At 66.4% G+C, this 24,684-nt stretch carries 23 protein-coding genes and 1 pseudogene; 13 read left to right on the forward strand and 11 right to left on the reverse strand.

Translation table 11 applies throughout. The features are described from left to right. Positions 1-2: 2 nt before the first annotated feature. Entirely contained in the window at positions 3-1,616 is a 1,614-nt protein-coding gene (locus tag AB4850_RS20960) for an ABC-F family ATP-binding cassette domain-containing protein (protein WP_414444913.1), read from the forward strand. 338 nt (positions 1,617-1,954) lie between these two features. Here the strand turns inward: AB4850_RS20960 and AB4850_RS20965 are convergent, their stop codons facing one another. The 4 genes from AB4850_RS20965 to AB4850_RS20980 are packed head-to-tail and all read right to left on the reverse strand — an operon-like array spanning position 1,955 to position 6,900. After that, positions 1,955-2,872, reverse strand: a complete 918-nt coding sequence (locus AB4850_RS20965) for an efflux RND transporter periplasmic adaptor subunit (RefSeq protein ID WP_414444914.1) — start codon at positions 2,870-2,872, stop codon at positions 1,955-1,957. 13 nt (positions 2,873-2,885) lie between these two features. Beyond that, complete coding sequence (locus AB4850_RS20970) at positions 2,886-3,089, reverse strand: DUF1656 domain-containing protein (RefSeq protein ID WP_206129043.1); 204 nt, start codon at positions 3,087-3,089, stop codon at positions 2,886-2,888. Further along, positions 3,086-5,293 (reverse strand): FUSC family protein, encoded by a 2,208-nt coding sequence (locus AB4850_RS20975; protein WP_414444915.1) that lies wholly within the window; start codon positions 5,291-5,293, stop codon positions 3,086-3,088. The genes AB4850_RS20970 and AB4850_RS20975 overlap by 4 nt, the downstream gene beginning before the upstream one ends. An 11-nt stretch (positions 5,294-5,304) precedes the next feature. Next, positions 5,305-6,900, reverse strand: a complete 1,596-nt coding sequence (locus tag AB4850_RS20980) for an efflux transporter outer membrane subunit (RefSeq protein WP_414444916.1) — start codon at positions 6,898-6,900, stop codon at positions 5,305-5,307. A 218-nt stretch (positions 6,901-7,118) separates the two neighbouring features. Here AB4850_RS20980 and AB4850_RS20985 point away from each other — a divergent pair, with 218 nt between their 5' ends. After that, positions 7,119-8,060, forward strand: coding sequence for a LysR family transcriptional regulator (locus AB4850_RS20985; protein ID WP_414444917.1), 942 nt, complete (start codon positions 7,119-7,121; stop codon positions 8,058-8,060). Between the two features lie 122 nt (positions 8,061-8,182). Beyond that, positions 8,183-8,341 (forward strand): hypothetical protein, encoded by a 159-nt coding sequence (locus AB4850_RS20990; RefSeq protein ID WP_414444918.1) that lies wholly within the window; start codon positions 8,183-8,185, stop codon positions 8,339-8,341. Between the two features lie 170 nt (positions 8,342-8,511). Here the strand turns inward: AB4850_RS20990 and AB4850_RS20995 are convergent, their stop codons facing one another. The 4 genes from AB4850_RS20995 to wrbA are packed head-to-tail and all read right to left on the reverse strand — an operon-like array spanning position 8,512 to position 11,987. After that, positions 8,512-9,393, reverse strand: a complete 882-nt coding sequence (locus AB4850_RS20995; RefSeq protein ID WP_414445572.1) for a metallophosphoesterase — start codon at positions 9,391-9,393, stop codon at positions 8,512-8,514. 55 nt (positions 9,394-9,448) lie between these two features. Beyond that, positions 9,449-10,870: an FAD-binding oxidoreductase gene (locus AB4850_RS21000; RefSeq protein ID WP_414444919.1), complete on the reverse strand. Its 1,422-nt coding sequence runs from the start codon at positions 10,868-10,870 to the stop codon at positions 9,449-9,451. Between the two features lie 20 nt (positions 10,871-10,890). Next, complete coding sequence (locus AB4850_RS21005) at positions 10,891-11,382, reverse strand: DUF2069 domain-containing protein (protein WP_414444920.1); 492 nt, start codon at positions 11,380-11,382, stop codon at positions 10,891-10,893. Further along, positions 11,382-11,987: an NAD(P)H:quinone oxidoreductase gene (gene wrbA, locus AB4850_RS21010; RefSeq protein WP_414444921.1), complete on the reverse strand. Its 606-nt coding sequence runs from the start codon at positions 11,985-11,987 to the stop codon at positions 11,382-11,384. Before wrbA ends, AB4850_RS21005 begins: the two co-directional genes overlap by 1 nt. Positions 11,988-12,068: 81 nt before the next feature. Between wrbA and AB4850_RS21015 the strand changes: the two genes are divergently transcribed. After that, on the forward strand, positions 12,069-13,406 hold the full coding sequence (locus AB4850_RS21015) for a YihY family inner membrane protein (RefSeq protein ID WP_414444922.1): 1,338 nt from the start codon (positions 12,069-12,071) through the stop codon (positions 13,404-13,406). A 33-nt stretch (positions 13,407-13,439) separates the two neighbouring features. On the opposite strand, the gene AB4850_RS21020 is transcribed toward AB4850_RS21015, so the two are convergent. Next, positions 13,440-13,760: an Mpo1-like protein gene (locus AB4850_RS21020; protein WP_414444923.1), complete on the reverse strand. Its 321-nt coding sequence runs from the start codon at positions 13,758-13,760 to the stop codon at positions 13,440-13,442. Positions 13,761-13,961: 201 nt separating this feature from the next. Here AB4850_RS21020 and AB4850_RS21025 point away from each other — a divergent pair, with 201 nt between their 5' ends. From AB4850_RS21025 to aroC, 3 genes are all read left to right on the forward strand, one after another. Further along, positions 13,962-14,432 carry a CBS domain-containing protein gene (locus AB4850_RS21025; protein WP_414444924.1) on the forward strand — a complete coding sequence of 157 codons (471 nt, stop codon included), beginning with the start codon at positions 13,962-13,964 and terminating at the stop codon, positions 14,430-14,432. A 166-nt stretch (positions 14,433-14,598) separates the two neighbouring features. Further along, the gene (locus AB4850_RS21030; RefSeq protein WP_414444925.1) at positions 14,599-16,533 is read left to right on the forward strand and encodes an MFS transporter; all 1,935 of its coding nucleotides are present in this window, start codon (positions 14,599-14,601) and stop codon (positions 16,531-16,533) included. A gap of 105 nt (positions 16,534-16,638) precedes the next feature. Beyond that, a complete protein-coding gene (aroC, locus tag AB4850_RS21035) occupies positions 16,639-17,739 on the forward strand; it encodes a chorismate synthase (RefSeq protein ID WP_414444926.1) in 1,101 nt (366 codons plus the stop codon). A gap of 87 nt (positions 17,740-17,826) precedes the next feature. Here aroC and AB4850_RS21040 read toward each other — a convergent pair whose 3' ends face one another. After that, positions 17,827-19,500 (reverse strand): electron transfer flavoprotein-ubiquinone oxidoreductase, encoded by a 1,674-nt coding sequence (locus tag AB4850_RS21040; protein ID WP_414444927.1) that lies wholly within the window; start codon positions 19,498-19,500, stop codon positions 17,827-17,829. 170 nt (positions 19,501-19,670) lie between these two features. Between AB4850_RS21040 and AB4850_RS21045 the strand changes: the two genes are divergently transcribed. Continuing rightward, on the forward strand, positions 19,671-20,447 hold the full coding sequence (locus tag AB4850_RS21045) for an SDR family oxidoreductase (protein ID WP_414444928.1): 777 nt from the start codon (positions 19,671-19,673) through the stop codon (positions 20,445-20,447). A 27-nt stretch (positions 20,448-20,474) separates the two neighbouring features. Further along, complete coding sequence (locus tag AB4850_RS21050) at positions 20,475-20,906, forward strand: acyl-CoA thioesterase (protein ID WP_414444929.1); 432 nt, start codon at positions 20,475-20,477, stop codon at positions 20,904-20,906. Between the two features lie 40 nt (positions 20,907-20,946). Here AB4850_RS21050 and AB4850_RS21055 read toward each other — a convergent pair whose 3' ends face one another. Beyond that, positions 20,947-21,492, reverse strand: coding sequence for a LuxR C-terminal-related transcriptional regulator (locus AB4850_RS21055; protein ID WP_414444930.1), 546 nt, complete (start codon positions 21,490-21,492; stop codon positions 20,947-20,949). 220 nt (positions 21,493-21,712) lie between these two features. Here AB4850_RS21055 and AB4850_RS21060 point away from each other — a divergent pair, with 220 nt between their 5' ends. From AB4850_RS21060 to AB4850_RS21075, 4 genes and pseudogenes are all read left to right on the forward strand, one after another. Continuing rightward, positions 21,713-22,417: a CoA transferase subunit A gene (locus tag AB4850_RS21060; RefSeq protein ID WP_414444931.1), complete on the forward strand. Its 705-nt coding sequence runs from the start codon at positions 21,713-21,715 to the stop codon at positions 22,415-22,417. Position 22,418: 1 nt separating this feature from the next. Beyond that, positions 22,419-23,060 carry a CoA transferase subunit B gene (locus AB4850_RS21065; protein ID WP_414444932.1) on the forward strand — a complete coding sequence of 214 codons (642 nt, stop codon included), beginning with the start codon at positions 22,419-22,421 and terminating at the stop codon, positions 23,058-23,060. 179 nt (positions 23,061-23,239) lie between these two features. Then, positions 23,240-24,243 (forward strand): annotated as a pseudogene (locus tag AB4850_RS21070) (alpha/beta fold hydrolase); the annotation flags it as partial. An 81-nt stretch (positions 24,244-24,324) separates the two neighbouring features. Continuing rightward, the gene (locus AB4850_RS21075) at positions 24,325-24,678 is read left to right on the forward strand and encodes a RidA family protein (protein WP_414444933.1); all 354 of its coding nucleotides are present in this window, start codon (positions 24,325-24,327) and stop codon (positions 24,676-24,678) included. Positions 24,679-24,684 lie beyond the last annotated feature (6 nt).

Consider the following 24,684-nt stretch of genomic DNA (forward strand, 5'->3'; position numbering starts at 1 on the left):
ACATGACGAGTCCCTATCTTTCGCTGGAAGGCGTGTCTTATATTCTGCCGGACGGCAGGACGCTCTTCTCCGAACTCGACGAACAGCTTGACCACCATCCCACCGGTCTGGTCGGGCGCAATGGCGTCGGCAAGACGGTGCTGGCGCGCATGCTGGCGGGACAGGTGCAGCCGACGGCTGGGCGCTGTGTGCGCTCGGGCAGCGTGTATTACTTGGCCCAGCAGGTATCGCTTCCGGCGGGGGGCACCGTTGCGGGCCTGGCAGGGGTGCAGGCCACACTCGATGCGCTGCAGCGCATCGAAGCGGGCAGCAGTGAGGCCGAGGATTTCGATGCCGTGGGCGACCGTTGGGATGTACGCCTGCGCCTGCAGCACGAATTGGAACGCAATGGCCTGGGTCATCTCGATGCTTCCACGCCTGTCAGCGCACTCAGTGGCGGCCAGGCCATGCGCGTCACGCTGATCGGCGCCTTTTTGTCGGATGCCGATTTCCTCATTCTGGACGAACCCAGTAATCATCTCGACCGATTCAACCGCGAGGCGTTGATCGAGCAGTTGCAGCGTTGGCCGCGCGGGCTGCTGGTGGTGAGCCACGACCGGCAATTGTTGGAGACAATGGCGCGAATCGTGGAATTGTCGTCTCTGGGACTGCGCAACTATGGCGGCAACTACACCTTCTACGCGCAGTGCAAGGAGCAGGAGCGGCAGAACGCCATCCAGCAGCTCGAACAGCGCAAGCTCGAACGCCAACGCGAAGAACAGTCCCTGCGCGAGCAGCGCGAGCGCCAGGAACGGCGGCAGGCCCGCGGCAATCGGCATGGGCACGAAGCCAATCAAGCCAAGATCCTGCTGGACCGCCAGAAGGAACGCAGCGAGAGTTCGGCGGGAAAGTTGCGCCAACAGCATGCGGCCACCCGGGAGCGACTCGCCCAGCGCGTGCACGAGGCCGCGCAACAGGTCGAAGAAGATTGGGCGATCGTGGTGCACTCTTTGCCGGTCGCCGCGCCTTCGCAGCGACGAGTCGCGGAACTGGAAGACGTGGAACTGCCCTTTGTTCCGGCTGCCACGCGCCGCATCAGCTTGATGTTGGCCGGGCAGCAGCGTGTCGGCGTTGTCGGACCCAACGGCTGCGGCAAGTCCACCTTGCTCAAAGTGCTCGCCCGCCAACTTCAACCCTTGTCCGGGATATGCAAGATTTCTGTAGAGGGTGTCTATCTGGACCAACGGCTGGCCAACCTGGAGCCGCAGCGTACAGTGCTGGAGCAGATGCTGGGAGCCAACCGCATGGCCACCGAAGGCGAACTGCGTATGCGCCTAGCGCAGCTCGGCCTGGATGCCCGGAAAATCACGGCGCCTGGCGGTTCGCTCAGTGGTGGGGAACGCCTGAAGGCGGCGCTGGCATGTGTGCTTTACGCCGACCCGCCGGCGCAACTGCTATTGCTGGACGAGCCCAGCAACCACCTAGACCTGCCTTCGGTGCAGGCGCTGGAGGCCATGCTGCGCGGCTATCGAGGCGCTTTGATGGTGGTGTCGCACGACGATCCATTCATGAATGGCCTTGGCTTGACGGATCGCTTGACAGCGACCGAGCAAGGCTGGCGGATGGCGTCATGGTGAGGTAGGTGCGGTACCGATGGGCGCCGCGCCTGACGTTGGGGCCGCGCAGGATGGCCTTGGGGCCGCCGATCACAGGCTGTCGGGTAGCCCCGGGGGGCGCTTGCTCCAGTTCATGGGCCAACCCGATCAATGTGTCGTCGCGCCCCGCTCGCGAGAAAAAATGGCTGCCGATGGGCAGGCCAAAGCGCCTATGCGGCACCCGGCTCCAAAAGCGGCGAGAGCCAAGCAACGGCCGGAATCCGGCTTAACCTGTCGCCCCATAAGATCTTTCGCCCCGCTGCATGCCTGCTTGAAAGATTCGATAGCGGACATTTTCATGGCAGCCGGGGCGGCGAGGTTCAGGAATGCGCGGGCGCGGCGGTGGCCGGACTCTTCCGTTCGGCGCCCGCCTGCGGCTTGCCCTCGTCGACGATCACCGTGCAGGTGGTGCCGGCCGACAGCACCACGCCGTCCGGCACTTCGTCGATATGGATGCGCACCGGCACGCGTTGCGCGAGGCGCACCCAGTTGAAGGTCGGATTGACATCGGCCACCAGATCGCGGCTTTGCGGGTTGTCGCGGTCGTAGATGCCGCGCGCGAAGCTGTCGACATGGCCCTTCAGCACGCCGCCGCTCATCAGCCGCATCTCGGCCTTCGCGCCGAGCTTCACGCGCGGCAGCTTGGTTTCCTCGAAGTAGCCGTAGACCCAGAACGAATGGCTGTCGATGATCGCGAGCTTGGCGTTGCCGGCTGTCGCGTAGTCGCCCTTGAACACGTTCAGGTTGGTGATGTAGCCGTCTACCGGCGCGATCACCCGCGTGCGTTCGAGGTTCAGCTTGGCGGCGTCGAGCGCGGCGTTGGCCTGCTGGAGCTGGGCGGCGGCGCCCGAGGCGGTTTGCGCGGCGTTCTCGCGGTTTTCCTTCGACACCACGGCGGCGTCGAGATCGGCGCGGCGCGCGGCGTCCGCACGCTTCATCTGCAACTCGGACTGGCGCGCGGCCACGGCGGCCTTGGCCTGCTCGACGGCGATTGCGTAATGCGACGGGTCGATCTGCATGATCAGGTCGCCCTTGTGCACGAACTGGTTGTCGCGCACCGGCAGCTCGACCACGGCGCCCGACACGTCCGGCGCGACGTTGACGATTTCGGCGCGCACCCGGCCGTCGCGGGTCCACGGCTCGTCCATGTAATGGACCCACAGCCGGTGTCCGATCAGGATCGCGACGACGAGGATCACGGCTGTCGCGACGAAGCCGAAAAGTTTTTTGAGGAGCATGGTTCGATTCATTTCAACGGTAGACGGCGAGGCTCAGGCCGCCGCAGATGCAGACAAGCAGGCTGGCGCGGAACAGCGAGGGATGCCAGACCAGCCGGTACAGGCCGGTGGCGGCCAGCACCCGGTCCAGCGCCCAGGTCAGGATGGCGCCGAGCACGAACAACAGCACGACGGTCGGCATGTACGCGTCGAATACGGCGATTTCACGCGGCATCATGATGGGGCTCCCGGAGTAGGCGGCGCGGCGTTGCCGTCGAGCGCCGCGAGCGGCGAGTCACGATCGAGCAGCGCGGTGCGCACGAGATGCAGGTGACTGAGGATGCGTTGCAGGCGCTGGCGTTCCTCGGCCGGCGGCGCGAACGTGTCGAGCGCCTGGTGGGTGGCCGCGATGGCGTCGATCGTCGCGGCCAGCGCGGCGTCGAAGCGCGCCGGCTTCGGCCCGGCGAACAGCGCGCAGACCTTGCGGCGCATGGTGCGGATCGCGACGCGCCACGGCATCGAGGCCGCGTAGCGCGGATCGTCGGGCAGGCCCTTCAGTTCGTGGCGCAGGTCGATGATCGCGTTGCCGGTTTCGAGCACCGCGAACATCCAGCGCAGCGCGTCGCGCTGCACGCCCGGCTGGTCGGCCGACAGCGTGTGTGCCTGGAACATCAGGTCGCGCGCGCCGCTCTCGAAGCGGGTGCGCAGCCCGGTCAGACGGCCCTCGCAGGCCTGCACGACCTGCCGGCGCAGGTCGGCGAGCAGGTGGCGCTTGAGCCAGGGCGCGGTGGGCGGCATCAGCACCCCGAACGCGATCGCCACCACCACCATGGCCAGCACGATCGCCAGGCCGTTGTTGATGAAGTCGGTCGGGTCGTAGCGCGTGATGTTGTCGGGGCCGGCCAGGAAGCTGAAGAAGATCAGGTAGCCCATGCCGTGCGCGCCGGTTTTCGGCTTCATCGTCAGCCAGATGCCGATCGACAGCAGCGGGGCGAGCGCGACGCAGAGCATCACGAAGCCGTCGATGCGCGGGTAGATCACGAACATCAGCAGCGAGCCCATCGCCACCCCCAACGACGCACCCATGGCCATCTGCACGGCGGTGGTGCTCGGGCGTGGCGACGACGAGGCCAGCGCGCAGACAGCCGCCGAGTTCAGCACCAGCATCACGCCGCTCGGCCAGGTGCTGTGGATCCAGAACCAGCCCAGCAGCATCATCACGACGCCGGTGCGCAGGCCCGCGATCAACGCGGCGGTCAGGTTGGTCTTCGGCTCGAAATGTTCGATCCAGCGCTCGCGTTCGTGCGTCTCGCTGGCGAGCGACCCGTAGGTGGCGGCGTAGTCGTGCACGTCGCTGATGAAGCGGTAGAGCAACTCGGCGGCCGTGTCGAAATCGAGCAACGGGAACTCGGGCTGCCGTTCGAGCTCGGCACGGGTGGCGCGCAGCCGTTGCGGCAGTGCGTCGCGATAGGCCAGCAGCGGCTCGGTCACGCGCGTGGCTTCGGCGGCGGTGAGCACCGGCCGTCCGTCCGGTTCGAGCAGCGGCGCGATTTCGCGGAAGTACGGCTCGATCGCGGCGATCACGGTCGTGTCATGCGCGGCGCGCAGCCGGTTCATCAACTGATGCAGCGCGTGAAAGCGGCTCGATGCGGTCATGAACTCGCTGTTCAGGCGCGTGAGCCGCCCGTTGCGCTTGCGCGATTCGTGATTCTCGAACACGGCCATGCTGCGCGCCGATTCGAAACCGATCACGTCGGCCACGAAATTCGTGTGCACCTTCTCGATTTGCGCGCGGTCGAGCTTGCCCGACAGCGCCGACGTCACGTAATCGACGAACGACGAGAAGCGGCGGCGCACTGTGGTGCGCATCTGCTGGCCCGTGTAGCGCGGGAACAGCAACGCGCTGACCAGCCCGGCCGAGACGATCGCCACGACGATTTCGGCCACCCGCGTGAGCGCCGTCATGAACGCCGTGTCGGGCTGCTGCGAGGCGGGCAGGCCGATCAGCGCGGCCGTGTAGCCGGCCAGCAGGAAGCCGTAGCTGCGGAAGTTGCGGTTGCGCGCGGCGCCCGCGTTGCAGATCGCCACCCACAGCGACACGGCGCTCAGGAACAGCCAGGGCTGCTGCGGGAACAGCGCGACGAAGGTCAGCGTGGCCACCAGGCCCACGAAGGTGCCCGTCAGGCGGTAGAAGCTCTTGGCCAGCACCGCGCCGCTTTGCGGCTGCATGACGATGAACACGGTGGTCATGGCCGTTTTCGGCGCGGGCAGGTCGAGCACCATCGACACGCCGATCGCGAGAAACGCGGCCGTCAGCGCCTTGACGAGGTAGAGCCAGGCGTTGCCGTCGGTGCGCGCCCAGTCGGCGAACGTGGCGGCCAGCGCCGCGAACGGGTGGCGGCCAGGCGGCGTGGCGGTGGGGGAGGACGGGGAGGCGGACATGGTCGGCGCCCTCAGTCGGCCGCAGGCGCGGTGGCGCTGCGGGTGGCGGCGGCCGGGCGGGCCATGGTGGCGCGGGCCGCTGCCGGGTTGGCGGCGGTGTCGGCGCCGGCCGGTTTGCCGGATGCCGTGGCGGCAGCGCCGCCCGCTGCTGCGAGCGGCGCTGCGGCCGCTGCGGCCGTTGTGGCCGCTGCGGCCTTCGGCGTGTCGGCATCGTGCGGCCCGTTTTCCGGCGTATCGAGCCCGCCGCCGAGCGCGGCCATCAGCGACGCATGGGCAGCCAGCCGTTCCGCCTCGATGCGCGTCTGGCTTTCCTGCGCGCGCAGCAGTTGCGACTGCGAGACGAGCACGTTCACATAGTCGGTCAGGCCGCGCTTGAAGCCCTGGTGCGAGAGGTCGAAGCTGCGCCGCGTCAGCGACACCGAGCGCGCGGCGTCCTTGCGCTGCGTGTCGAGCGAGCGGATCCGCACCACGTTGTCGGCGATGTCCTTGAGCGCCGACACCAGCGTCTGGTTGTAGTGTTCGACGGCCTCGTCGTAGCCGGCTGCGGCCCCGCCGAGTTGCGCGCGCAGGCGGCCGCCCTCGAAGATCGGCAGCGTGATCGCCGGGCCGGCCGTCCAGCCGCCGTTCATCGAACGCAGGAAGCCGGTGAGCGCCGAGCCCACGCCGAAGCCGCCGAGCGAGGCCATCAGATCGACGTTCGGGTAGAACTGCGCCTTGGCCACGTCGATGCCGCGTGCCTGCGCGTCGACCATCCAGCGCGCGGCCACCACGTCGGGGCGGCGGCCGATCAACTCTGCAGGCAGCGCCGAAGGCAAGCTGGCCGGCGTTTCCAGCGACAGCGCCGGGCGCGTGAGCGCCTCGGCCGCGCCGGGGCCCTTGCCGGCCAGCGCCGCCAATTGATGGCGGCCGAGTTGCACCGCTTCCTCGTAGCTGTCGATCTGGCGGGAATAGTCGGGCAGCGGCGATTCGGCCTGGCTCAGTTCGAGCTGCGTGCCGATGCCGGCGCGCAGCCGCTTCTGCGCCAGCTCGACGAGTTCGTGCTGGCGGTCGTAGGCTTGATGGGCGATATCGAGCAGCGCGAAATTCTTCGCGAAATCGATATAGGTGCGCACCACGTTGACCTCGAGTTCGAGGCGCGCGGCGCGTTCGTCGGCCGCTTGTGCGCGTGCTGCATCGAGCGCACGCTCGGCGTTGTTCTTGTCCTTGCCCCAGAGATCGAGGTGATAGGACAGGTTCAGCGTGCCGGTGTTGTTCCAGGTGTTGCTGTTCGAGAGCGTGCCGGGGCCGTAGAAGTAGTCGTCGGGCCAGTGCTCGCGTTCGAGCGACAGCCGGCCGTCGACCTGCGGCAATTCATCCGCATGGGCAACGCGCGCGGCGGCCTGCGCCTGGCGCACGCGCGCCTGGGCCGCCGCCAGCGACGGATTGCCGGCCTGCGCGGCGGTGATCCAGCCGTCCAGTTGCGGATCGCCGTAAGCGCGCCACCAATCGGCGCTGGGCCAGCCTGCATCGCGGTTCGCCGCCCGGATCGCCGATCCGGCATCGAGCGCGGACGGATCGACGCGCTTCGATTGCGGTGCAACATTGCCCATGCTTGCGCATCCGGCCATTGTTATTGAGATTGCAAGAACCGCGAGTGCAAGCGTCCCTCTTGTTGCCCGAGACTGCACGATTTTCTCCCGTTCTGATATAGATGACTGGGAAGTGATTATATTTTTTCAGTTATTGGTAGATAAGCCCGTAAGGGTGCAAGGCATTTTTACGAAATCCAAGATAATATTGCCGGGGCTTTGTGCAACAATCTGCCCGCAATCAAGGGGGAATCAGTATGGATACGCTTCAGAACATGCGTGTGTTCGTCCGCGTGGTCGATGCGGGTAGTTTTACTGCGGCCGCCCAGCAGCTCAATTCGACCACCGCCTATGCATCGCGCGCGGTGTCGGATCTGGAGTCGCATCTGCGCACGCGGCTATTGAACCGCACCACGCGGCGGATCGCGCTGACCGAGGCCGGCGAACGTTATCTGCAGCGTTGCGAGCAGATCCTGGCCTATGTCGATCAGGCCGAAGCCGAGGCCAGCGACGCCCACGCGCGCCCGTCCGGCAAGCTCAAGGTGCATTGCATGACGAGCCTCGGCCAGCATTACGCGGTGCCGATGATCGCGCGCTACCGGCAGCGCTATCCCGAGGTGCAGGTGGATCTGACGCTCGCGCAGCGCCTGCCCGACCTGCTCGACGAAGGGTTCGACGTGTCGATCGTGATCGACCGCAACCTGCCTGATTCGGGCCTGGTCTCGCAGCGTCTCGGCGAAACCTTCAGCGTGGCCTGCGCATCGAGCGACTATCTCGAACGGCACGGCGTGCCGCGGGTGCCGCAGGATCTCGACGCGCATACCTGCCTCGGGATGGTCGCGCCCGGTTTCCAGTGGGACGAATGGACGCTGGTCGGGCCCGATGGCGAGAAAAGCCTGCCGGTGGCGTCGCCGCCGTTCCGGGTCAACGTGGCCGAGGCCTTGTCGGTGGCGATCCGCGAGGGGATGGGGATCGGCGTGCTGCCGCTCTATACGGCCATTACCGGCCTGCGCAACGGCGATTTCGTGCGTGTGATGCCCGAATACCGCTCGCACGTGATGAACATTTACGCGTTGTATCCGTCGCGCCAATATCTCGACGCGAAGATCCGCACCTGGGTCGATTTCATGCGCGAATCGCTGCCGGCCACGCTCGAGGCCGACATGACGGCGCTCAAGCAATTCACGCGCGAGACCTGATGCGTCGAATCGTTGGGCGCTCACACTTCTTTTCGGTCTCGCAACATTTTTTTACGCTTGAAACGCGCAGGGTTTGCTACTGTTGAGTCATTGGATGTCGGACTGACTGACGGAGAAAATCGATGAGCGCGCACTGGGTGATGTTGGGTCTCGCGGCCGTGACCGGCTGGATGGGTATCGTGGGTGCACGCGACCTGCTGCGCGCGAAGCAGCGCCAACTGGTGCCGGTGCGGGTTCGGCGCCCGGACGACGCGCAAGCGCGGCGTTCTTCGCGGTATTGAACCGGGTCGGCAAGCCGGCGGCATGAACGCCGGCTTTTCCGTGGCATTTTCGCGGGTAGGCAGCGGGCGGTTGTTACCGATTGCTACCGGCGTGACGATTTTCCGCGATCGTTTGCACTCGATCGCAACACGGGCGTGCTTGTTGCACGCCCGTTGTCGTTTACGGCGCGTTACAGCCGTTCCAACGAGGTGGCGTGTGTGGTGTGCGTGGCGTTTGGCAGCGTCACCACCTTGTCCCATGCGAACGCGGGATTTTCGCGTTCACCCGTTTTCCGTCGAATGTAGCCGCGCGGGTTGCAGACCACGCGCGTACCGGCCGCCGTCTCGTAGTCGAACGAGGTATGCGTGTGGCCGTGGATCCACAGTGCGGCCGGCGGCGCCACCAGGGGCGTCAGGTCGCTGATGAAACCGGCCGAGACGATCTCGTTCGCGTAGCGTTCGGCCAGGCTGGCGCGATGCGGTGCGTGATGCGTCACCACGATCGTCTGCCCCGCCCACGGTTTGGCCAGCTCGGCTTCGAGCCAGGCGCGCGCGCCGCAATGCAGGGCCAGCGTGTCGGCCGGCGTCAGGGCGCGCGATTCGCCGGGGCCCGGGCTGCCGCCGCGTTCCGTATCGCCGGCCGCGGCCCAATCCACTTGAATCACACCGTTGAAATCGAACATCGTGCGGGCGCAGGCCGTCATTGCATTGGTGAGCGTGGCCTCGTCGTTGCCGAACAGCGCGAAATCGGTCCAGAGCGTCGTGCCGAGCACGCGAAAGCGGCCGTCCGGTGAGACGTGGACATCGCCGTTCAGGTAATGGACGTTGTCGAGCGCGCGGGCCGTGTCGCGCATCGCGGCTTCGAGCGCACCGAACGCGCCGTCGTAATACTCGTGATTGCCGGGCACGTAGATCACCGGCACGTCGGGATCGAAGTTCTCGGCCGCCCAGCGCAGGCCCTCGGCGTGATTGTGGATGTCGCCGGCCAGCACGACGAGATCGGCGGCGGCGCCGGGAATCGCTTCCGGCATGTTGCCTTCGAGATGCAGGTCGGACAGCACGCGCACGCGGATCGACATGAAAGCTCCTGCTTGGGGAAGTTCGGTGTGAGAGGCCGCGTTGGCCCGCTTACCGCAACACCTTCCCCGGATTCATCAACCCGAGCGGATCGAACGCCTGCTTCAGCGTCTTCATCAACCCGATTTCCACCGGCGACTTGTAGCGCTGCGCATCGTCGATCTTCAGTTGCCCGATGCCGTGTTCGGCGCTGATGGTGCCGTGATGGCGGTGCACGTTGTCGTACACGACACGGTTGATCGGCGCCTGGAATTCGGCGAGGAAGGCCCGGGCGTCGCCGCCCTCGGGCGTCTGCACGTTGTAGTGCAGGTTGCCGTCGCCGAGATGGCCGAACGTCACCATGCGCGCGCCGGGCGCGACCTGCTGGATGGCGGCGTCGGTTTCGTCGATGAAGCGCGCGATCGACGAGATCGGCACGGCGATGTCGTGCTTGACGTTGAGGCCTTCGTCGGACTGCGCGAGCGAGATATGTTCGCGCAGATCCCAGAACGCGCGCGACTGCGCGAGGTTTTCGGCCACCACCGCGTCCACCACGAGGCCGGCGTCGAACGCTTCGGCCATCATTGCCTCGAACAGCGCGCGGGCGTGATCCTCGCTCTCGTTGTCGGACAGTTCGAGCAGCACGGTTTGCGCGTGCGGCGTCGCGAACGGGTAGCGCAACTGCGGATAGTGCTTGCCGACCAGCCGCATGCAGAAATCGGACATCAGCTCGAAACCGGTCAGCAGCGGGCCGGCCGCGCGCTGTGCCAGCGACAGGAAATCGAGTGCGGCATGCGGCGATTCGAGCGCGGCGAGCGCGGTGACTTGCGCCGCCGGGCGCGGATGCAGCTTCATGACGGCGGCCGTGATGATGCCGAGCGTGCCCTCGGCGCCGATGAACAGGTCGCGCAGGTCGTAGCCGGTGTTGTCCTTGCGCAGGCCGCGCAGGCCGTTCCAGATATCGCCCTGCGGCGTGACGACTTCGAGGCCGAGGCACAGCTCGCGCGTGTTGCCGTAGCGCAGGACGGCGGTGCCGCCGGCGTTGGTGGACAGGTTGCCGCCGATCGTGCAACTGCCCTCGGCGGCCAGGCTCAGCGCGAACAGGCGGCCGGCTTCCTGTGCACGTGCCTGCACGTCGGCCAGGATCACGCCGGCTTCGACGGTGATGGTGTTGTTGTGCGCGTCGAGTTCACGGACGCGGTTCAATCGCGCCACGCTGAGCACAGCCTGCGAGCCGCTGTCGTCCGGCGTGGCGCCCCCGGCAAGACCGGTGTTGCCGCCTTGCGGAACCAGCGCGATACGGTGTTCGACGGCCAGCTTCACGACGGCCGCCACTTCTTCCGTGGTGCCGGGACGCAGCACCGCGCAGGTCGCGCCGTGGTAGCGCTTGCGCCAATCGGTGACGAACGGCGCGGTGTCCTGCGCGTCGGTCAGCACATGGTCGGCGCCGATCGCAGCGCGGCAGGCATCGAGGAAGACGGGGGAGGTGGTCATCGCGAGTGTCTCGAATTCGGTCAGGAGGGGCGGCGCGGCGGGCGTGTCGCCGACTGCGGGCGCCGCGCGGCATGGGCCTCATTGTCGGCCGGTTCGGCTCGGGCTGCGCCGGAGGCCGTGCCGATCTGCCGGGCAGCCAGTTCGGCGGCACGCTTGAACGGCGCCACATACGCAATCGTCGCCACGAAAAAGCCGAGCGCCAGCACGCATTCGACCCAACCCAGCCGAGCCGACAGCCCGCGATCGGTCATGCCGCGCACCACGCCCTCGGCAAGGTACAGCAGGATCAGCATCGACGCCCACTGCAGCGTATAGAGGCGCCGCCGCCACACCCCCGGCAGCATCAGCGCGAGCGGCACGGCCTTCAGCATCAGTGCCGAACCGCCGGGGCGCAGCGGTGCGAGCCAGACTTCCCACGCCACCGACAGCACGATCAGCGCGGCCAGACAGCCGGCCGCGGCGAGCGCGAAGGCGGGGCGGCCGGCGGGCGGCGCGGCGCGCGGGGCGTCCATCAGGCGGCGTCGAGCTTCGCGGCGGCGCGCGCGAGACGGGTGCCGAGCGCCATGGCCAGCGCCTTCTCGTCGGCCGAGATGCCGTGGCGCGTGCCCGGCTGGCCGCCGTGTGCGTGATGCGACGCACCGTATGGCGTGCCGCCGCCGTCGGTGGTGCTCAGTGCGCTCTCGGTAAACGGGATGCCGACGATCAGCATGCCGTGGTGCAGGAGCGGCAGCATCATCGACAACAGGGTGGATTCCTGGCCGCCGTGCAGGCTGCCGGTCGACGTGAACACGCAGCCGGGCTTGCCCGCCAGCGCGCCGGCGAGCCACTGCGGCGTGGTGCCGTCGAGGAAATACTTGAGCGGCGCGGCCATGTTGCCGAAGCGGGTGGGCGAGCCGAGCGCGAGGCCCGCGCATTCCTCGAGGTCGCGCAGTTCGGCGTAGGGCGGGCCGTCGGACGGGATATCGGGTTCGCTGGCTTCGCAGACGGTGGAAACCGGTGGCACGGTGCGGATGCGGGCCTGCATGCCGGGTACGGCGTCGACGCCGGCCGCGATCGCCAGTGCGAGATCGCGCGTGGCGCCGTGGCGGCTGTAATAGAGCACCAGGATGTCTTTCATAGGTCCCTTGAGTGAGCGGCTATTATAGGGGGTGCGACCGCGGCGCAGCCGGCGGAGCAGGCCGTCGGAAGGAGAAAGCCGTTGCCGAAGTTGAGTGTGGATCTCGACACCATCAAGCGTCTCGCGCGCTTCGCCGCCCGCCGTGGCGCGGAAGATCGCATCCCGCAGGTTGCGGGCAGCCTGACGTTCACCACGATCCTCGCGCTGGTGCCGCTCGTGACGGTGGCGTTCGCGCTGTTCACGGCGTTCCCGATCTTCTCGTCGTTCCAGTCGTCGCTGCAGGGCTTTCTCGCCGATCACCTGATGCCGGCGCAGTTCAACAGCCAGATCTTCAAGTACCTGAATCAGTTCTCGGCGAAGGCCAAGGGGCTGACCACGGCCGGCCTGATCGTGCTGGTGGTCACGGCCGTGATGACGATGATGACGGTGGAATCGGCGTTCAACGTGATCTGGCGCGTGCGCAAGTCGCGGCCGTTCGCGCAGCGCGTGCTGGCGTACTGGGCCATCATCACGCTCGGCCCGCTGCTGTTCGGCGTGAGCCTGTCGATCTCGTCCTATTTGTTTACCAAGTCGCTGGCCTTTGCGGGCGCGCCGGATTCGGTCAACTCGTTCGAATGGCTGCTGACGATCGCGTCGCTGCCGCTGACGGTGCTGGCCTTCACGCTGCTCTATGTCTTTTTGCCGAATTGCACGGTGGCCTGGCGCGATGCCGTGGTGGGCGGGATCTGCGCGGCGATCGCCTTCGAGCTGGCCAAGCGCGGCTTCGGTTACTACGTGCGGCGGATTCCGACCTACACGGCCGTGTATGGCGCGTTTGCGGCGGTGCCGCTGTTCCTGTTGTGGATGTATCTGAGCTGGCTGATCACCTTGGCCGGGGCGATGCTGACCTCGGCGCTGCCGGTGATCCGCATCGGCCAGTTTCACCGGGTCGACTATCCGGGCAGCGATCTGCTCGATGCCGTCGCGCTGCTGGCGCGTCTGGCCGACGCCCAGGATGCCGGAAAACCGGGCCATTCGGCGGCGCGGCTGGCGGTGATGGTGCGCTGTGGCATGGAAACCGCGCAGCGGCTGCTGTCGGCGATGGAGGATCGCGAGTGGGTCGCGCGGCTGGAGGGCGGGAGCAGCGCGGCGTCGCGCTACATCCTGCTGGCCAACCCGGAGAAACTGACGGTTTCCCAACTGTTCGACGCGTTCGTGGTCGATCGCGACGAGCTGCTCTATCAGGCCCAGCGCGGCCGCGCGGCGATCGACGGCACGCGCCTGATCGCGGCGCTGACGGGCGAGCCGCTCGGCGCGACGCTGGCCGACCTGCTGACCCGGCGGGACGTGACGCAAGCCGACGAAGCGGGTGAAACCGGCGGCCCCGGCGGCGAACCGAGTGCCGGCAAGACCGCCGCGCCGCCACCTGAAACGGCCTGAATGTCCCGAATCTGTCTCGAATCCGCGGCTGCCTTACAGCCGCACCCGCCCGATGCAGATGTCCTTGAACATCACCCAATCGCCCATCAGGCTGTAGACCGGATGCCGAAACGTGGCCGGGCGGTTCTTTTCGAAGAAGAAGTGGCCGACCCAGGCGAACCCGTAACCGCACACGATGGCCGCCGGCAGCCAGCCCCAATGGCCGGTGGCGACCGCCATCGCCAGGCAGCCGATCACGCCGAGGCTGCCGGCGAAATGCAGCCGCCGCGACACGCGGTTGCTGTGCTCGCCGAGATAGAACGGGTAGAACTGGGCGAAATTCGCGAAATCCTCGCCTTGGGCGGTGCGTGTCATGGCTGTCTCCCGGGCGGGCGGCATGCCCGTCTCGTCATGGCGGCCATTGTGCGGCTCGCGGCGGCAGGCCGCAACCGGCGGCTGGACCGCCCCCGGCACCTGCCGTAGGGGCTTGCCGGGCGGGCCTCGCGCTTTCCTTTTCGATGGGGTTTCCGATAGGATCGAAAACCAGTTATGTACCATCCAGTTTTGGGGGCAAGAATGCGCGTCAGCGATATTCTGAAAGTCAAGGGCAACACGCTGTACACCGTGACGCCTGATATGCCGCTGCGCGAGGCAGTCGATACGATGGCGGAGCGCGATATCGGTTCGCTCGTCGTGATGGAGTACGGCGATCTGGTCGGAATCCTGACGTTCCGCGAGATCATCCTGCGCCTGAAGGCCAATGGCGGCGCGATCGGCGATGTCCAGGTCCGCAAGGTCATGGACGATCCGCTCACCTGCACGCCGGAAACGGACGTCAACGAAGTGCGCCGGATGATGCTCGAGCGCCATGCGCGCTACATGCCGGTGCTCGAGAAGCGCGTGCTGATGGGCGTGATTTCGTTCTACGACGTCGCGAAAACGGTGGTCGAGGCGCAGAGCTTCGAAAATCGCATGCTGAAGGCGTATATCCGCGATTGGCCGCCCGAGCCGGACGGCGAAGTGCATCAGGCACCCGCGGCGAACTGATCCGGGCTCACCGAAGCAAGGCAGCCTGCCAAGGCCGGCTGCCCGTCACACCGGATGCGCAGGACGGGCCGCGCATCTTCCCACGGCCGGTACGCGAACGCGTGCCGGCCGTTTTCGATCCGACACACCGACCGCGTGCGGCGTCGATGCCGCGCGCCCCGAGCGCATGAGCGATTCCAATACGACAACCACCACGCGGCGCAACGAACGCCATTCGCACTCGTCGCAATTCGGCCTGCTTCGCCAGCGACGCTTCGCCCCCTTCTTCGCCACGCAGTTCTTCGGCGCGCTGAACGACAACGTCTTCAAGATCGGCTTCACCTCGCTGATCACCTACCAGAGCACGAAATTCAACGGCGTCGATCCCAAGACGGCCGCGTTCCTGATTTCGGCCGTGTTCATCCTGCCGTTCATGCTGTTCTCGGCCACCTCCGGCCAGATCGCCGACAAGTACGACAAGGCGCGCCTCACGCGCTTCGTCAAGACCTTCGAGATCGCGCTGATGCTGGTGGGCGCGGCCGGCTTCGTCACCCATGTCGCCTCGCTGCTGTATCTGTGCACGTTCATGATGGGCATGCACTCCACGCTGTTCGGCCCGGTCAAGTATTCCTACCTGCCGCAGCATCTGAGCGACAAGGAACTGGTGGGCGGCAACGGGCTGGTCGAGATGGGCACCTTCGTCGCGATCCTGATCGGCACCATCATCGGTGGCGCGGCGGCCGGCATCGACGGGCGCGGCGAGCTGCTGCTGGCCGTCAGTTGCGTGGTGATCGCCGTGATCGGGCGGCTGGTGGCCTCGGGCGTGCCGGTGACGCCGGCGCCGCAGCCGGATCTGAAGATCAACTGGAATCCGGTGTCGGAAACCTGGCGCAACCTGAAGCTGGCCGGCCAGAATCGCACCGTGTTCCTGAGCCTGCTCGGCATCTCGTGGCTGTGGTTCGTCGGCGCGACGTTCCTGACCTCGTTCTTCGGGTTCGCGAAGGACGTGATGTCGGCCAACCCCGACGTCGTGACCGTGCTGCTGGCCACGTTCTCGATCGGGATCGGCCTGGGTTCGATGCTGTGCGAGAAGCTGTCGCGCAACCGCGTCGAGATCGGCCTGGTGCCGCTCGGCTCGATCGGCATCAGCGTGTTCGCGATCGACCTGTACTTCGCGAGCCACGCGTTGCCGGCGCACACGCACCTGTTGAACGTCGGCGAATTCCTCGCGCAGCCGGCGCACTGGCGCGTGCTGGCCGACCTGTTCCTGCTCGCGATGTTCGGAGGCTTCTACAGCGTGCCGCTCTACGCGCTGATCCAGAGCCGCAGCGCGCCGACCCACCGCGCGCGCATCATCGCCGCGAACAACATCCTCAATTCGCTGTTCATGGTGGCGTCGGCGTTGATGGCGATGGGCCTGACGCATGCGGGCGTCGGCATTCCGGGGCTGTTCCTCGTCACGGCGCTGCTGAACGTGGTGGTGGCCACCTACATCTATTCGCTGGTGCCGGAGTTCCTGCTGCGCTTCGTGGCCTGGGTGCTGGTGCACACGTTCTATCGCATTCGCCTGGTGCATGCCGAGCGGATTCCCGAGGACACGGGGGCGGTGCTGGTCTGCAATCACGTCAGCTATGTGGATGCGCTCGTGATCGCCGCCGCCAGCCCGCGCCCGATTCGCTTCGTGATGGATTACCGGATCTTCCGCACGCCGCTCGCAAGCTGGGCGTTTCGCCATGCCAAGGCGATTCCGATCGCGCCGCGCCACGAGAATCCCGAGATGCTGGAGCGTGCCTATGCGGCCTGCGAAGCGGCGCTCAAGGACGGCGATCTGGTCTGCATCTTCCCGGAAGGCAAGCTCACGCGCACCGGCGAGATCAACACGTTCCACCACGGCGTGACCGAAATCCTGCGCCGCGCCGACGTGCCGGTGGTGCCGATGGCGCTGCGCGGGCTGTGGGGCAGCTGGTTCTCGCGGCACAGCGATGCGCGCTGGCCGCGGCCGGTGCAGAAGGGCGCGATGAGCCGCCTGACGCTGGCGGTCGGCGAGCCGATCGAGTCCTCGGCGGCCTTGCCGGACGTGTTGCAGAAGGTGGTGACCGAACTGCGCGGCTTGCGGAAATAGGGCGCGAATAGCGTGCAATCGGGCGTCGGCGGAGCCGCGCACCCTCGACAGGCGGGGCGGCTGGCATAATAGCGGTTTCCCCGACTTTCTCCTGGAACGGCTCCCATGTCCGGCAATACCCTCGGCAAGCTCTTCACTGTCACGACCTTCGGCGAATCGCACGGCCCCGCGATCGGCTGCGTGATCGACGGCTGCCCGCCGGGGATGGAACTGACCGAAGCCGACATCCAGCTCGAACTCGACCGCCGCAAGCCTGGCACCTCGCGCCATGTCACGCAGCGCCAGGAGCCGGACTCTGTCGAAATTCTCTCTGGCATCTTCGAGGGGCGCACCACCGGCACGCCGATCGGGCTGCTGATCCGCAACACCGATCAGCGCAGCAAGGATTACGGCAACATCGTCGAAACCTTCCGCCCCGGTCACGCCGATTACACCTACTGGCAGAAATACGGCATCCGCGATTACCGCGGCGGCGGCCGTTCGTCGGCGCGCCTGACCGCGCCGATCGTCGGCGCCGGCGCGGTGGCCAAGAAGTGGCTGCGCGAGCGCTTCGGCATCGAGGTGCGCGGCTACATGAGCGCGCTGGGCGCGATCGACGTGCCGTTCGTCGACTGGTCGCATGTGCGCGAGAACCCGTTCTTCGCGCCGAACGCCGAGATCGTTCCGCAGCTCGAGGATTACATGGATGCACTGCGCAAGGACGGCGATTCGATCGGCGCGCGCATCGACGTGGTGGCCTCCGGCGTGCCGGTGGGTTGGGGCGAGCCGCTCTACGACCGCCTCGATGCCGATATCGCGCACGCGATGATGGCGATCAACGCGGTGAAGGGCGTCGAGATCGGCGCGGGTTTCGCAAGCATCGCGCAGCGCGGCTCCGAGCACGGCGACGAGATCACGCCGCAAGGCTTCGTCGGCAATCACGCGGGCGGCATCCTGGGCGGCATCTCGACGGGCCAGGACCTGACGGTGTCGATCGCCATCAAGCCGACCTCGAGCATCCGTACGCCGCGCCGTTCGATCACGAAGGCCGGCGAGGAATCGGTCGTCGAAACCTTCGGCCGTCACGACCCTTGCGTCGGCATCCGCGCCACGCCGATCGCCGAATCGATGCTGGCGCTGGTGCTGATCGATCACGCGCTGCGTCATCGTGCGCAGTGCGGCGACGTTCACACGGCCACGCCGAAGATCGCGCCGGAAGCGCCGTAAGCCTTCGGGCACCGCCATGAAAAACGGGCCTCGCGATTCGATTCGCGAGGCCCGTTTCGTTTCCGGCGTCAGGAACGCCGGTGGTGCTTACATGTTCGGATAGTTCGGGCCGCCACCGCCTTCCGGCGTCACCCACACGATGTTCTGCGTCGGATCCTTGATGTCGCAGGTCTTGCAGTGGACGCAGTTCTGCGCGTTGATCACGAGGCGGTCGCTGCCGTCGTCGTTCTTCTGGAACTCGTACACGGCAGCCGGGCAGAAGCGCGCTTCCGGGCCGGCGTAGGTATGCAGGTTCACGTTGACCGGCACGCTCGGGTCCTTCAGCGTCAGGTGGGCCGGTTGGTTCTCCTCGTGGTTGGTGTTCGAGATGAACACCGACGACAGACGATCGAACGTCAGCTTGCCGTCCGGCTTCGGATACACGATCGGCGTGCATTGCGAGGCCGGCTTCAGCATCTCGTGGTCGGCGTGCTGATGATGGAGCGTCCACGGCACGTTGCCGCCCAGCAGCTTCTGCTCGATGCCGACCATCAGCGTGCCCAGATACAGGCCCTTGGCCATCCACTGCTTGAAGTTGCGCGCCTTGTACAGCTCCGTGTAGAGCCACGACTGCTTGAAGGCTTCCGGATAGGCCGTCAGCTCGTCGCGCTCGCGGCCGGACTGCACGGCCTCGAACGCGGCGTCGGCGGCCAGCATGCCGGTCTTGATCGCGGCGTGGCTGCCCTTGATGCGCGACGCGTTCAGGAAGCCGGCGTCGTCGCCGACCAGCGCGCCGCCCGGGAACACCGTTTTCGGCAGCGACACCAGCCCGCCCGCGGTGATGGCGCGCGCGCCGTACGACACGCGCTTGCCGCCTTCCAGGAACTTGCGGATTTCCGGGTGCGTCTTGTAGCGCTGAAATTCCTCGAACGGCGACAGATACGGGTTCGAGTAGCCCAGGCCCACCACGAAGCCGACCACCACCTGGTTGTTGTCCATGTGATACAGGAACGAGCCGCCGTAGGTGTCCGAGGCGAGCGGCCAGCCTGCCGTGTGGATCACGAGGCCCGGCTTGTGCTTGGCCGGATCGATTTCCCACAGCTCCTTGATGCCGATCCCGTAGGCCTGCGGATCGGCGTTCGCGTTCAACTGGAACTTGTCGATCAGTTGGCGGCCCAGGTTGCCGCGGCAGCCTTCGGCGAACAGCGTGTACTTGGCGTGCAGCTCCATGCCGAGCTGGAAGTTCTCGGTGGGCTCGCCGTCCTTGCCGATGCCGAGGTTGCCGGTGGCCACGCCCTTCACCGAACCCTCTTCGTGATAGAGGATTTCGGCGGCCGGGAAACCCGGGAAGATCTCGACGCCGAGCGCTTCGGCCTGCTGACCGAGCCAGCGCGTGACGTTGCCCAGGCTGATCACGTAGTTGCCGTGATTCTTGAAATTGTCGGGCAGCGCCCAGTTCGGCACGGACTTCGCGCCGGTTTCGCTGAGGAACAGGAAGCGGTCTTCGGCCACCTCCACGTTGAGCGGCGCGCCTTTTTCCTTCCAGTCGGGGAACAGCTCGCCGATCGCGCGCGGGTCCATCACGGCGCCCGACAAGATGTGCGCGCCGATCTCCGAACCCTTCTCGAGCACGCAGACGTTGATTTCGCCGCCTTTTTCCGCCGCGAGCTGCTTCAGGCGGATGGCCGCCGACAGGCCGGCCGGGCCGCCGCCGACGATCACGACGTCGTATTCCATCGACTCTCGGGGGCCGTATTGCTCGATCAGGCTTGTGGGGGTCATGAGCGTTCCTCTAACCGTTAGAATGCTTTTTAATTGGGAGCGTATTGTCGATCAAATAAAACGGTTGCCGCAACAGAATGCGGCTAGATTAGCACGATCGTTCTATTTATATGATAAGGTTCCTGCCCGGCAGCAAGCCGCATGCCGGGCTATCCAGCAAGGGAGTTGTGATGGGTCGTTCGATCAATCTGGAAGGCAAGGTGGCGATGGTGACTGGCGCGTCGAGCGGGCTGGGCCAACGCTTCGCGCAGGTGCTCTCGGAGGCCGGCGCGAAAGTCGTGCTGGCGAGCCGTCGTATCGAGCGCCTCAAGGAACTGCGCGCGCAGATCGAGGCAGCCGGCGGCGCGGCGCACGTCGTGTCGCTCGACGTGACCGATCACCAGAGCATTCGCGCCGCGGTGGCGCACGCCGAAACGGAAGCCGGCACGATCGATATCCTGGTCAACAATTCCGGTGTGTCGACGATGCAGAAGCTCGTCGACGTGACGCCCGAGGATTTCGGCTTCGTGTTCGACACCAACACGCGCGGCGCGTTTTTCGTCGCGCAGGAAGTGGCCAAACGGATGATGATGCGCGGCAACGGCCACGGCAAACCGCCGTATCGCATCATCAATATCGCCTCGGTGGCCGGCCTGCGGGTGTTCCCGCAGATCGGCCTGTATTCGATGAGCAAGGCCTCCGTGGTACACATGACGCGCGCGATGGCCAGCGAATGGGGCCGGCACGGCATCAACGTCAACGCGATCTGCCCCGGCTACATCGATACCGAAATCAATCACGACCTGTGGGAAACCGAGCAGGGCCGCAAGCTGCAGTCGATGCTGCCGCGCCGGCGCGTCGGCAAACCGCAGGATCTCGACGGCCTGCTCCTGCTGCTGGCGGCCGACGAGTCGCAATTCGTCAACGGCTCGATCATCTCGGCCGACGACGGGTTCGGGCTCGCATGAAGCGGCGGTCTGCTGGAAGAAAGTGAAATGAGCGAATACGTTCCCGTTTTCGAGATGTCGATGCCGATCCGGTGGGGCGACATGGATGCGTTCGGCCATGTCAACAACACGGTCTATTTCCGCTACATGGAGCAGGCCCGGATCTCGTGGTTCGAGGCGCTCGGCATTGCGGGCGGCAACGGCGAAGGGCAGGGGCCGGTGATCGTCACGGCCTCGATGGAGTTCCTCAAGCAGTTGCACTATCCGGGCGACGTGATCGCACGCATGACCGTTGCCAAGCCGGGGCGCAGCAGCTTCGACACCGGGTTCGAGCTGGCCCGGGCAGACGATCCGAGCCATCTGTACGCGCGCGGGAACGCGCGCTGCGTCTGGGTCGATTACGCGCTCGGCAAATCCACGCCATTGCCGCAACTGCTGCGCGATACGATCGAAGCGGCGCTGCGCCAGCGCGTCGAGTAAGCGGCAGGGCGCGTGCACGGCGCATCCGCGCGCCGCTCCGTTATTGGCCGAGCAGCCGCTGCAGCAGCTCGGCCGTGTTCGCCGTGCCGTACTTGCGCATCAGCCGCGCGCGGTAGATATCGACCGTGCGCGAGCTGATGTCCAGCACGCGGCCGATCTGCTTGCTGGTCTTGCCGGTGGCCAGTTGCGCGGCGATCTCGCGCTCGCGCGGCGTCAGCTCCACGGCCACGCGCCGCGTCGCGCTCAAATCCTCGAAGGTCCACACGCCGTCGGCGAGCGGCGCCGCGCGGTCGAGCGCGCGGCCCGTCACATGGCACCAGAACAGCTCGCCGTCGGCGCGCTTCATGATCCGTTCGTCCGCATAGCAGCCGGTTGCACTCATCACCCGGGTGATGCGCTCGCCGATCCGCTGGAATTCGTCCGGCGACGGATAGAGCACGCGGTACGACTGGCCGATCAGGTCGGTGCGGCGGCAGCGGAACATCGCCGCGAGCGCATCGTTGCAATCCTCGATCACGCGGTCGCGCGACAGCACGAGGCCGATCGGCGCAAGGTGGAAGGCAGTCTGGTAATCGAGTTCGGGCATCGGGCGGTGTTGTCGGGCGTTCGCGCATGGTGGTGAACGCTTATGTATTTTTGCGTATTGTGCCGTATTGGCTGCCCATCGTACCCTTTCCGGCAAATCACTCGACGGAAGTGCCGCGTTGTCAACGCGGGATCATCCGAGGGTGTCTAGAATGACGCGGCAGGTTCGACACGCGTCGCGAACCGGTTCGACTGGTTTCCATAGAGGAAGGGACAGAAAGATGAACAAGATCTACCCAAGCGCGGCTGCCGCGCTCAAGGGCATCGTCGCGGACGGGCAGACCTATGCCGTCGGCGGCTTCGGCCTGTGCGGGATCCCCGAGGCGCTGATCGCCGCGCTGCGCGACACTGCCGTCAAGAACATCACCTGCATCAGCAACAACGCGGGCGTCGACGGCTTCGGCCTCGGCCTGCTGCTCGAAACGCGGCAGATCAAGAAGATGATCTCGTCGTATGTCGGCGAGAACAAGGAATTCGAGCGCCAGTACCTGTCGGGCGAACTCGAGCTCGAATTCACGCCGCAGGGCACGCTGGCCGAGAAGCTGCGCGCCGGCGGCGCGGGCATCCCGGCGTTCTTCACCAACACCGGCTACGGCACCGTGATCGCGGAAGGCAAGGAAACCCGCCAGTTCGGCGAGAACCACTACGTGCTGGAGCCGTCGCTGACGGCCGATGTCGCGCTCGTGAAGGCCTGGAAGGCCGACAAGTCGGGCAACCTGATCTATCGCCGCACCGCGCGCAACTTCAACCCGATGTGCGCGATGGCCGGCCGCATCACGGTGGCGGAAGTCGAGGAAATCGTCGAGAACGGCGAGCTCGATCCCGATCACATCCACACGCCGGGCATCTTCGTGCAGCGTCTCGTGCTGAACGCGACGCCGGAAAAACGTATCGAACAACGCGTCGTGCGCGCGAAAGGAGACTGACATGGCCTGGAATCGTGACCAGATGGCTGCGCGCGCGGCCAAGGAACTGCAAGACGGCTTCTACGTGAACCTCGGCATCGGGCTGCCGACGCTGGTGGCCAACCACGTGCCGGCGGGCGTCGAAGTGTGGCTGCAGTCGGAAAACGGGCTGCTCGGCATCGGGCCGTCGCCGACCGAAGAGGAAATCGATGCCGACCTGATCAACGCGGGCAAGCAGACGGTGACCACGCTGCCCGGTTCGTCGATCTTCTCGTCGGCCGATTCGTTCGCGATGATCCGTGGCGGCCACATCAACCTGGCGATCCTCGGCGCGATGCAGGTCAGCAAGAAGGGCGACCTGGCGAACTGGATGATCCCGGGCAAGATGATCAAGGGCATGGGCGGCGCGATGGACCTGGTGGCGGGCGTCAAGCGCGTGGTGGTGCTGATGGAGCACGTCGCGAAGGGCGATCAGCACAAGATCCTCGACGAATGCAATCTGCCGCTGACGGGCGTGGGCGTGGTCGACATCATCATCACCGATCTCGGCGTGATCGAAGTGACGCCGGACGGCCTCAAGCTGATCGAGCTGGCCGACGGCGTGAGCGTCGACGAGGTCAAGGCCAAGACGGGTGCGCCGCTCGACGTCAGCGCCGTGTCCTGAGCGAAGCGGGGTGGCCGCCCGAGCGGTTGCACCGATTCGACGAACGCCCCGTGGCTCGCGCCGCGGGGCGTTTTTGCTTGCAGGCCGGAGCGCGGTCACATCGCTGCGATCGAGCGGCGCATCGATGACGCGGGCGTGACAGGCGCATGAAGCGTCACGGGCTTCGGTGCCGAGCGTCGCCGCATGCGTGGAACGAAGCGGTTTACAATCGAGCGCGTCTGCGCGCGGGCCGTCCCGGCCCGCCGGTCCGCCGGCCTGGCCGGCCCAACGCGAGGACGCATCGATGTCCGATTCCTTCCCGTCTTCCGCCTCGCCGCGCGAGCGCCATGTGCAATGCGCGAGCCCGGCAGGTCTTCATCGTCTTGCCTATACCGAATGGGGTGATCCCGATAATCCGCGCGTGCTCGTGTGCGTGCACGGCCTGACGCGCTCGGGCCGCGATTTCGACCGCCTCGCCGCCGCGCTGTCCGACCGCTACCGCGTGATCTGCCCGGACGTGGCCGGGCGAGGCCGCTCCGGCTGGCTGGCCGATCCGCGCCTGTATGGCCTGCCGCAATACGTGGCCGACATGGTCACGCTGATCGCGCGGCTCGATGTCGAGCGCGTCGACTGGTTCGGCACCTCGATGGGCGGCCTGATCGGCATGGTGCTCGGCGGTCTGCCCGATACGCCGATCGCGCGGATGCTGCTCAACGACGTCGGCCCGCATATCGAACCCGATTCGCTCGCACGGATCGGCGAGTATCTCGGCAAGGACATGCATTTCGATACCGAGCAGGCCGGCATCGATCATCTCGCGGCGCTTGCCGCGTCGTTCGGCCCGCTGACCAGCGACGAATGGCGCGAGATCAACGCGCCGCTGCTGGCGCACGATGCGGCGAGCGGCGGCTGGCGCGTGCGTTACGACCCGCGCATCGCCGAACCGTTTCGTGCCACCACGCCGGAGCAGCTCGAAGCTGGCGAGGCGGTGCTGTGGCTCGCCTTCGAAACGTTCGCAGGGCCGCTGCTGGTGGTGCGCGGCGCCGGGTCGGATCTGCTGTCGGCGGCCACCGTCGCCGAGATGACGGCACGCGGGAAGGCGGTGTCGAGTGTCGAGATTGCGGGCGTGGGCCATGCCCCGGCGTTCCTCGACCCGGCACAGATTACGATCGCCCGCCGATTTTTCGAGCAAGACGCGTCATAATATGCAGTTCGGCCGCAGGTTCCCGGGCGCGTACGCCCGAGCTGCCGGCCGAACCTCATTCATTTCTTTCCGGGAATTTCCATGGCAGTCATTCGTCATCATGTCGGCGCGCGTCTTTCCGAAACCGCCGTGTATAACGGTACCGTCTATCTGGCCGGCCAGATCGCCGAAGACACGGCGCAGGACATCAAGGGCCAGACGCTCGAAGTGCTGGGCCACATCGATCGCCTGCTCGCCGAAGTGAACAGCGACAAGGCAAACCTGCTGTCGGTGCAGATCTACATCACCGACATGGTGAACTTTCCGGCGATGAACGAAGTGTGGGAATCGTGGGTCGTGCAGGGCGCCACGCCGCCGCGCGCCACCGTCGAAGCGAAGCTGGCCAATCCGGCCTGCCTCGTCGAAATCGTGGTCGTCGCCGCTCAAAAGAACTAACTACAC

The organism is Burkholderia sp. 22PA0106 (genome assembly GCF_047497155.1).
Classification (GTDB): Bacteria; Pseudomonadota; Gammaproteobacteria; order Burkholderiales; family Burkholderiaceae; genus Burkholderia.

What these genes read in the sequence shown, in the direction of transcription:
- AB4850_RS20960 (WP_414444913.1), top strand. Translation starts at nt 3, where the DNA reads ATGACGAGTCCCTATCTTTCGCTGGAAGGCGTGTCTTATATTCTGCCG.
- AB4850_RS20965 (WP_414444914.1), bottom strand. Translation starts at nt 2,872, where the DNA reads ATGCTCCTCAAAAAACTTTTCGGCTTCGTCGCGACAGCCGTGATCCTC.
- AB4850_RS20970 (WP_206129043.1), bottom strand. Translation starts at nt 3,089, where the DNA reads ATGATGCCGCGTGAAATCGCCGTATTCGACGCGTACATGCCGACCGTC.
- AB4850_RS20975 (WP_414444915.1), bottom strand. Translation starts at nt 5,293, where the DNA reads ATGTCCGCCTCCCCGTCCTCCCCCACCGCCACGCCGCCTGGCCGCCAC.
- AB4850_RS20980 (WP_414444916.1), bottom strand. Translation starts at nt 6,900, where the DNA reads ATGGCCGGATGCGCAAGCATGGGCAATGTTGCACCGCAATCGAAGCGC.
- AB4850_RS20985 (WP_414444917.1), top strand. Translation starts at nt 7,119, where the DNA reads ATGGATACGCTTCAGAACATGCGTGTGTTCGTCCGCGTGGTCGATGCG.
- AB4850_RS20990 (WP_414444918.1), top strand. Translation starts at nt 8,183, where the DNA reads ATGAGCGCGCACTGGGTGATGTTGGGTCTCGCGGCCGTGACCGGCTGG.
- AB4850_RS21000 (WP_414444919.1), bottom strand. Translation starts at nt 10,870, where the DNA reads ATGACCACCTCCCCCGTCTTCCTCGATGCCTGCCGCGCTGCGATCGGC.
- AB4850_RS21005 (WP_414444920.1), bottom strand. Translation starts at nt 11,382, where the DNA reads ATGGACGCCCCGCGCGCCGCGCCGCCCGCCGGCCGCCCCGCCTTCGCG.
- wrbA (WP_414444921.1), bottom strand. Translation starts at nt 11,987, where the DNA reads ATGAAAGACATCCTGGTGCTCTATTACAGCCGCCACGGCGCCACGCGC.
- AB4850_RS21020 (WP_414444923.1), bottom strand. Translation starts at nt 13,760, where the DNA reads ATGACACGCACCGCCCAAGGCGAGGATTTCGCGAATTTCGCCCAGTTC.
- AB4850_RS21025 (WP_414444924.1), top strand. Translation starts at nt 13,962, where the DNA reads ATGCGCGTCAGCGATATTCTGAAAGTCAAGGGCAACACGCTGTACACC.
- AB4850_RS21030 (WP_414444925.1), top strand. Translation starts at nt 14,599, where the DNA reads ATGAGCGATTCCAATACGACAACCACCACGCGGCGCAACGAACGCCAT.
- aroC (WP_414444926.1), top strand. Translation starts at nt 16,639, where the DNA reads ATGTCCGGCAATACCCTCGGCAAGCTCTTCACTGTCACGACCTTCGGC.
- AB4850_RS21040 (WP_414444927.1), bottom strand. Translation starts at nt 19,500, where the DNA reads ATGACCCCCACAAGCCTGATCGAGCAATACGGCCCCCGAGAGTCGATG.
- AB4850_RS21045 (WP_414444928.1), top strand. Translation starts at nt 19,671, where the DNA reads ATGGGTCGTTCGATCAATCTGGAAGGCAAGGTGGCGATGGTGACTGGC.
- AB4850_RS21050 (WP_414444929.1), top strand. Translation starts at nt 20,475, where the DNA reads ATGAGCGAATACGTTCCCGTTTTCGAGATGTCGATGCCGATCCGGTGG.
- AB4850_RS21055 (WP_414444930.1), bottom strand. Translation starts at nt 21,492, where the DNA reads ATGCCCGAACTCGATTACCAGACTGCCTTCCACCTTGCGCCGATCGGC.
- AB4850_RS21060 (WP_414444931.1), top strand. Translation starts at nt 21,713, where the DNA reads ATGAACAAGATCTACCCAAGCGCGGCTGCCGCGCTCAAGGGCATCGTC.
- AB4850_RS21065 (WP_414444932.1), top strand. Translation starts at nt 22,419, where the DNA reads ATGGCCTGGAATCGTGACCAGATGGCTGCGCGCGCGGCCAAGGAACTG.
- AB4850_RS21075 (WP_414444933.1), top strand. Translation starts at nt 24,325, where the DNA reads ATGGCAGTCATTCGTCATCATGTCGGCGCGCGTCTTTCCGAAACCGCC.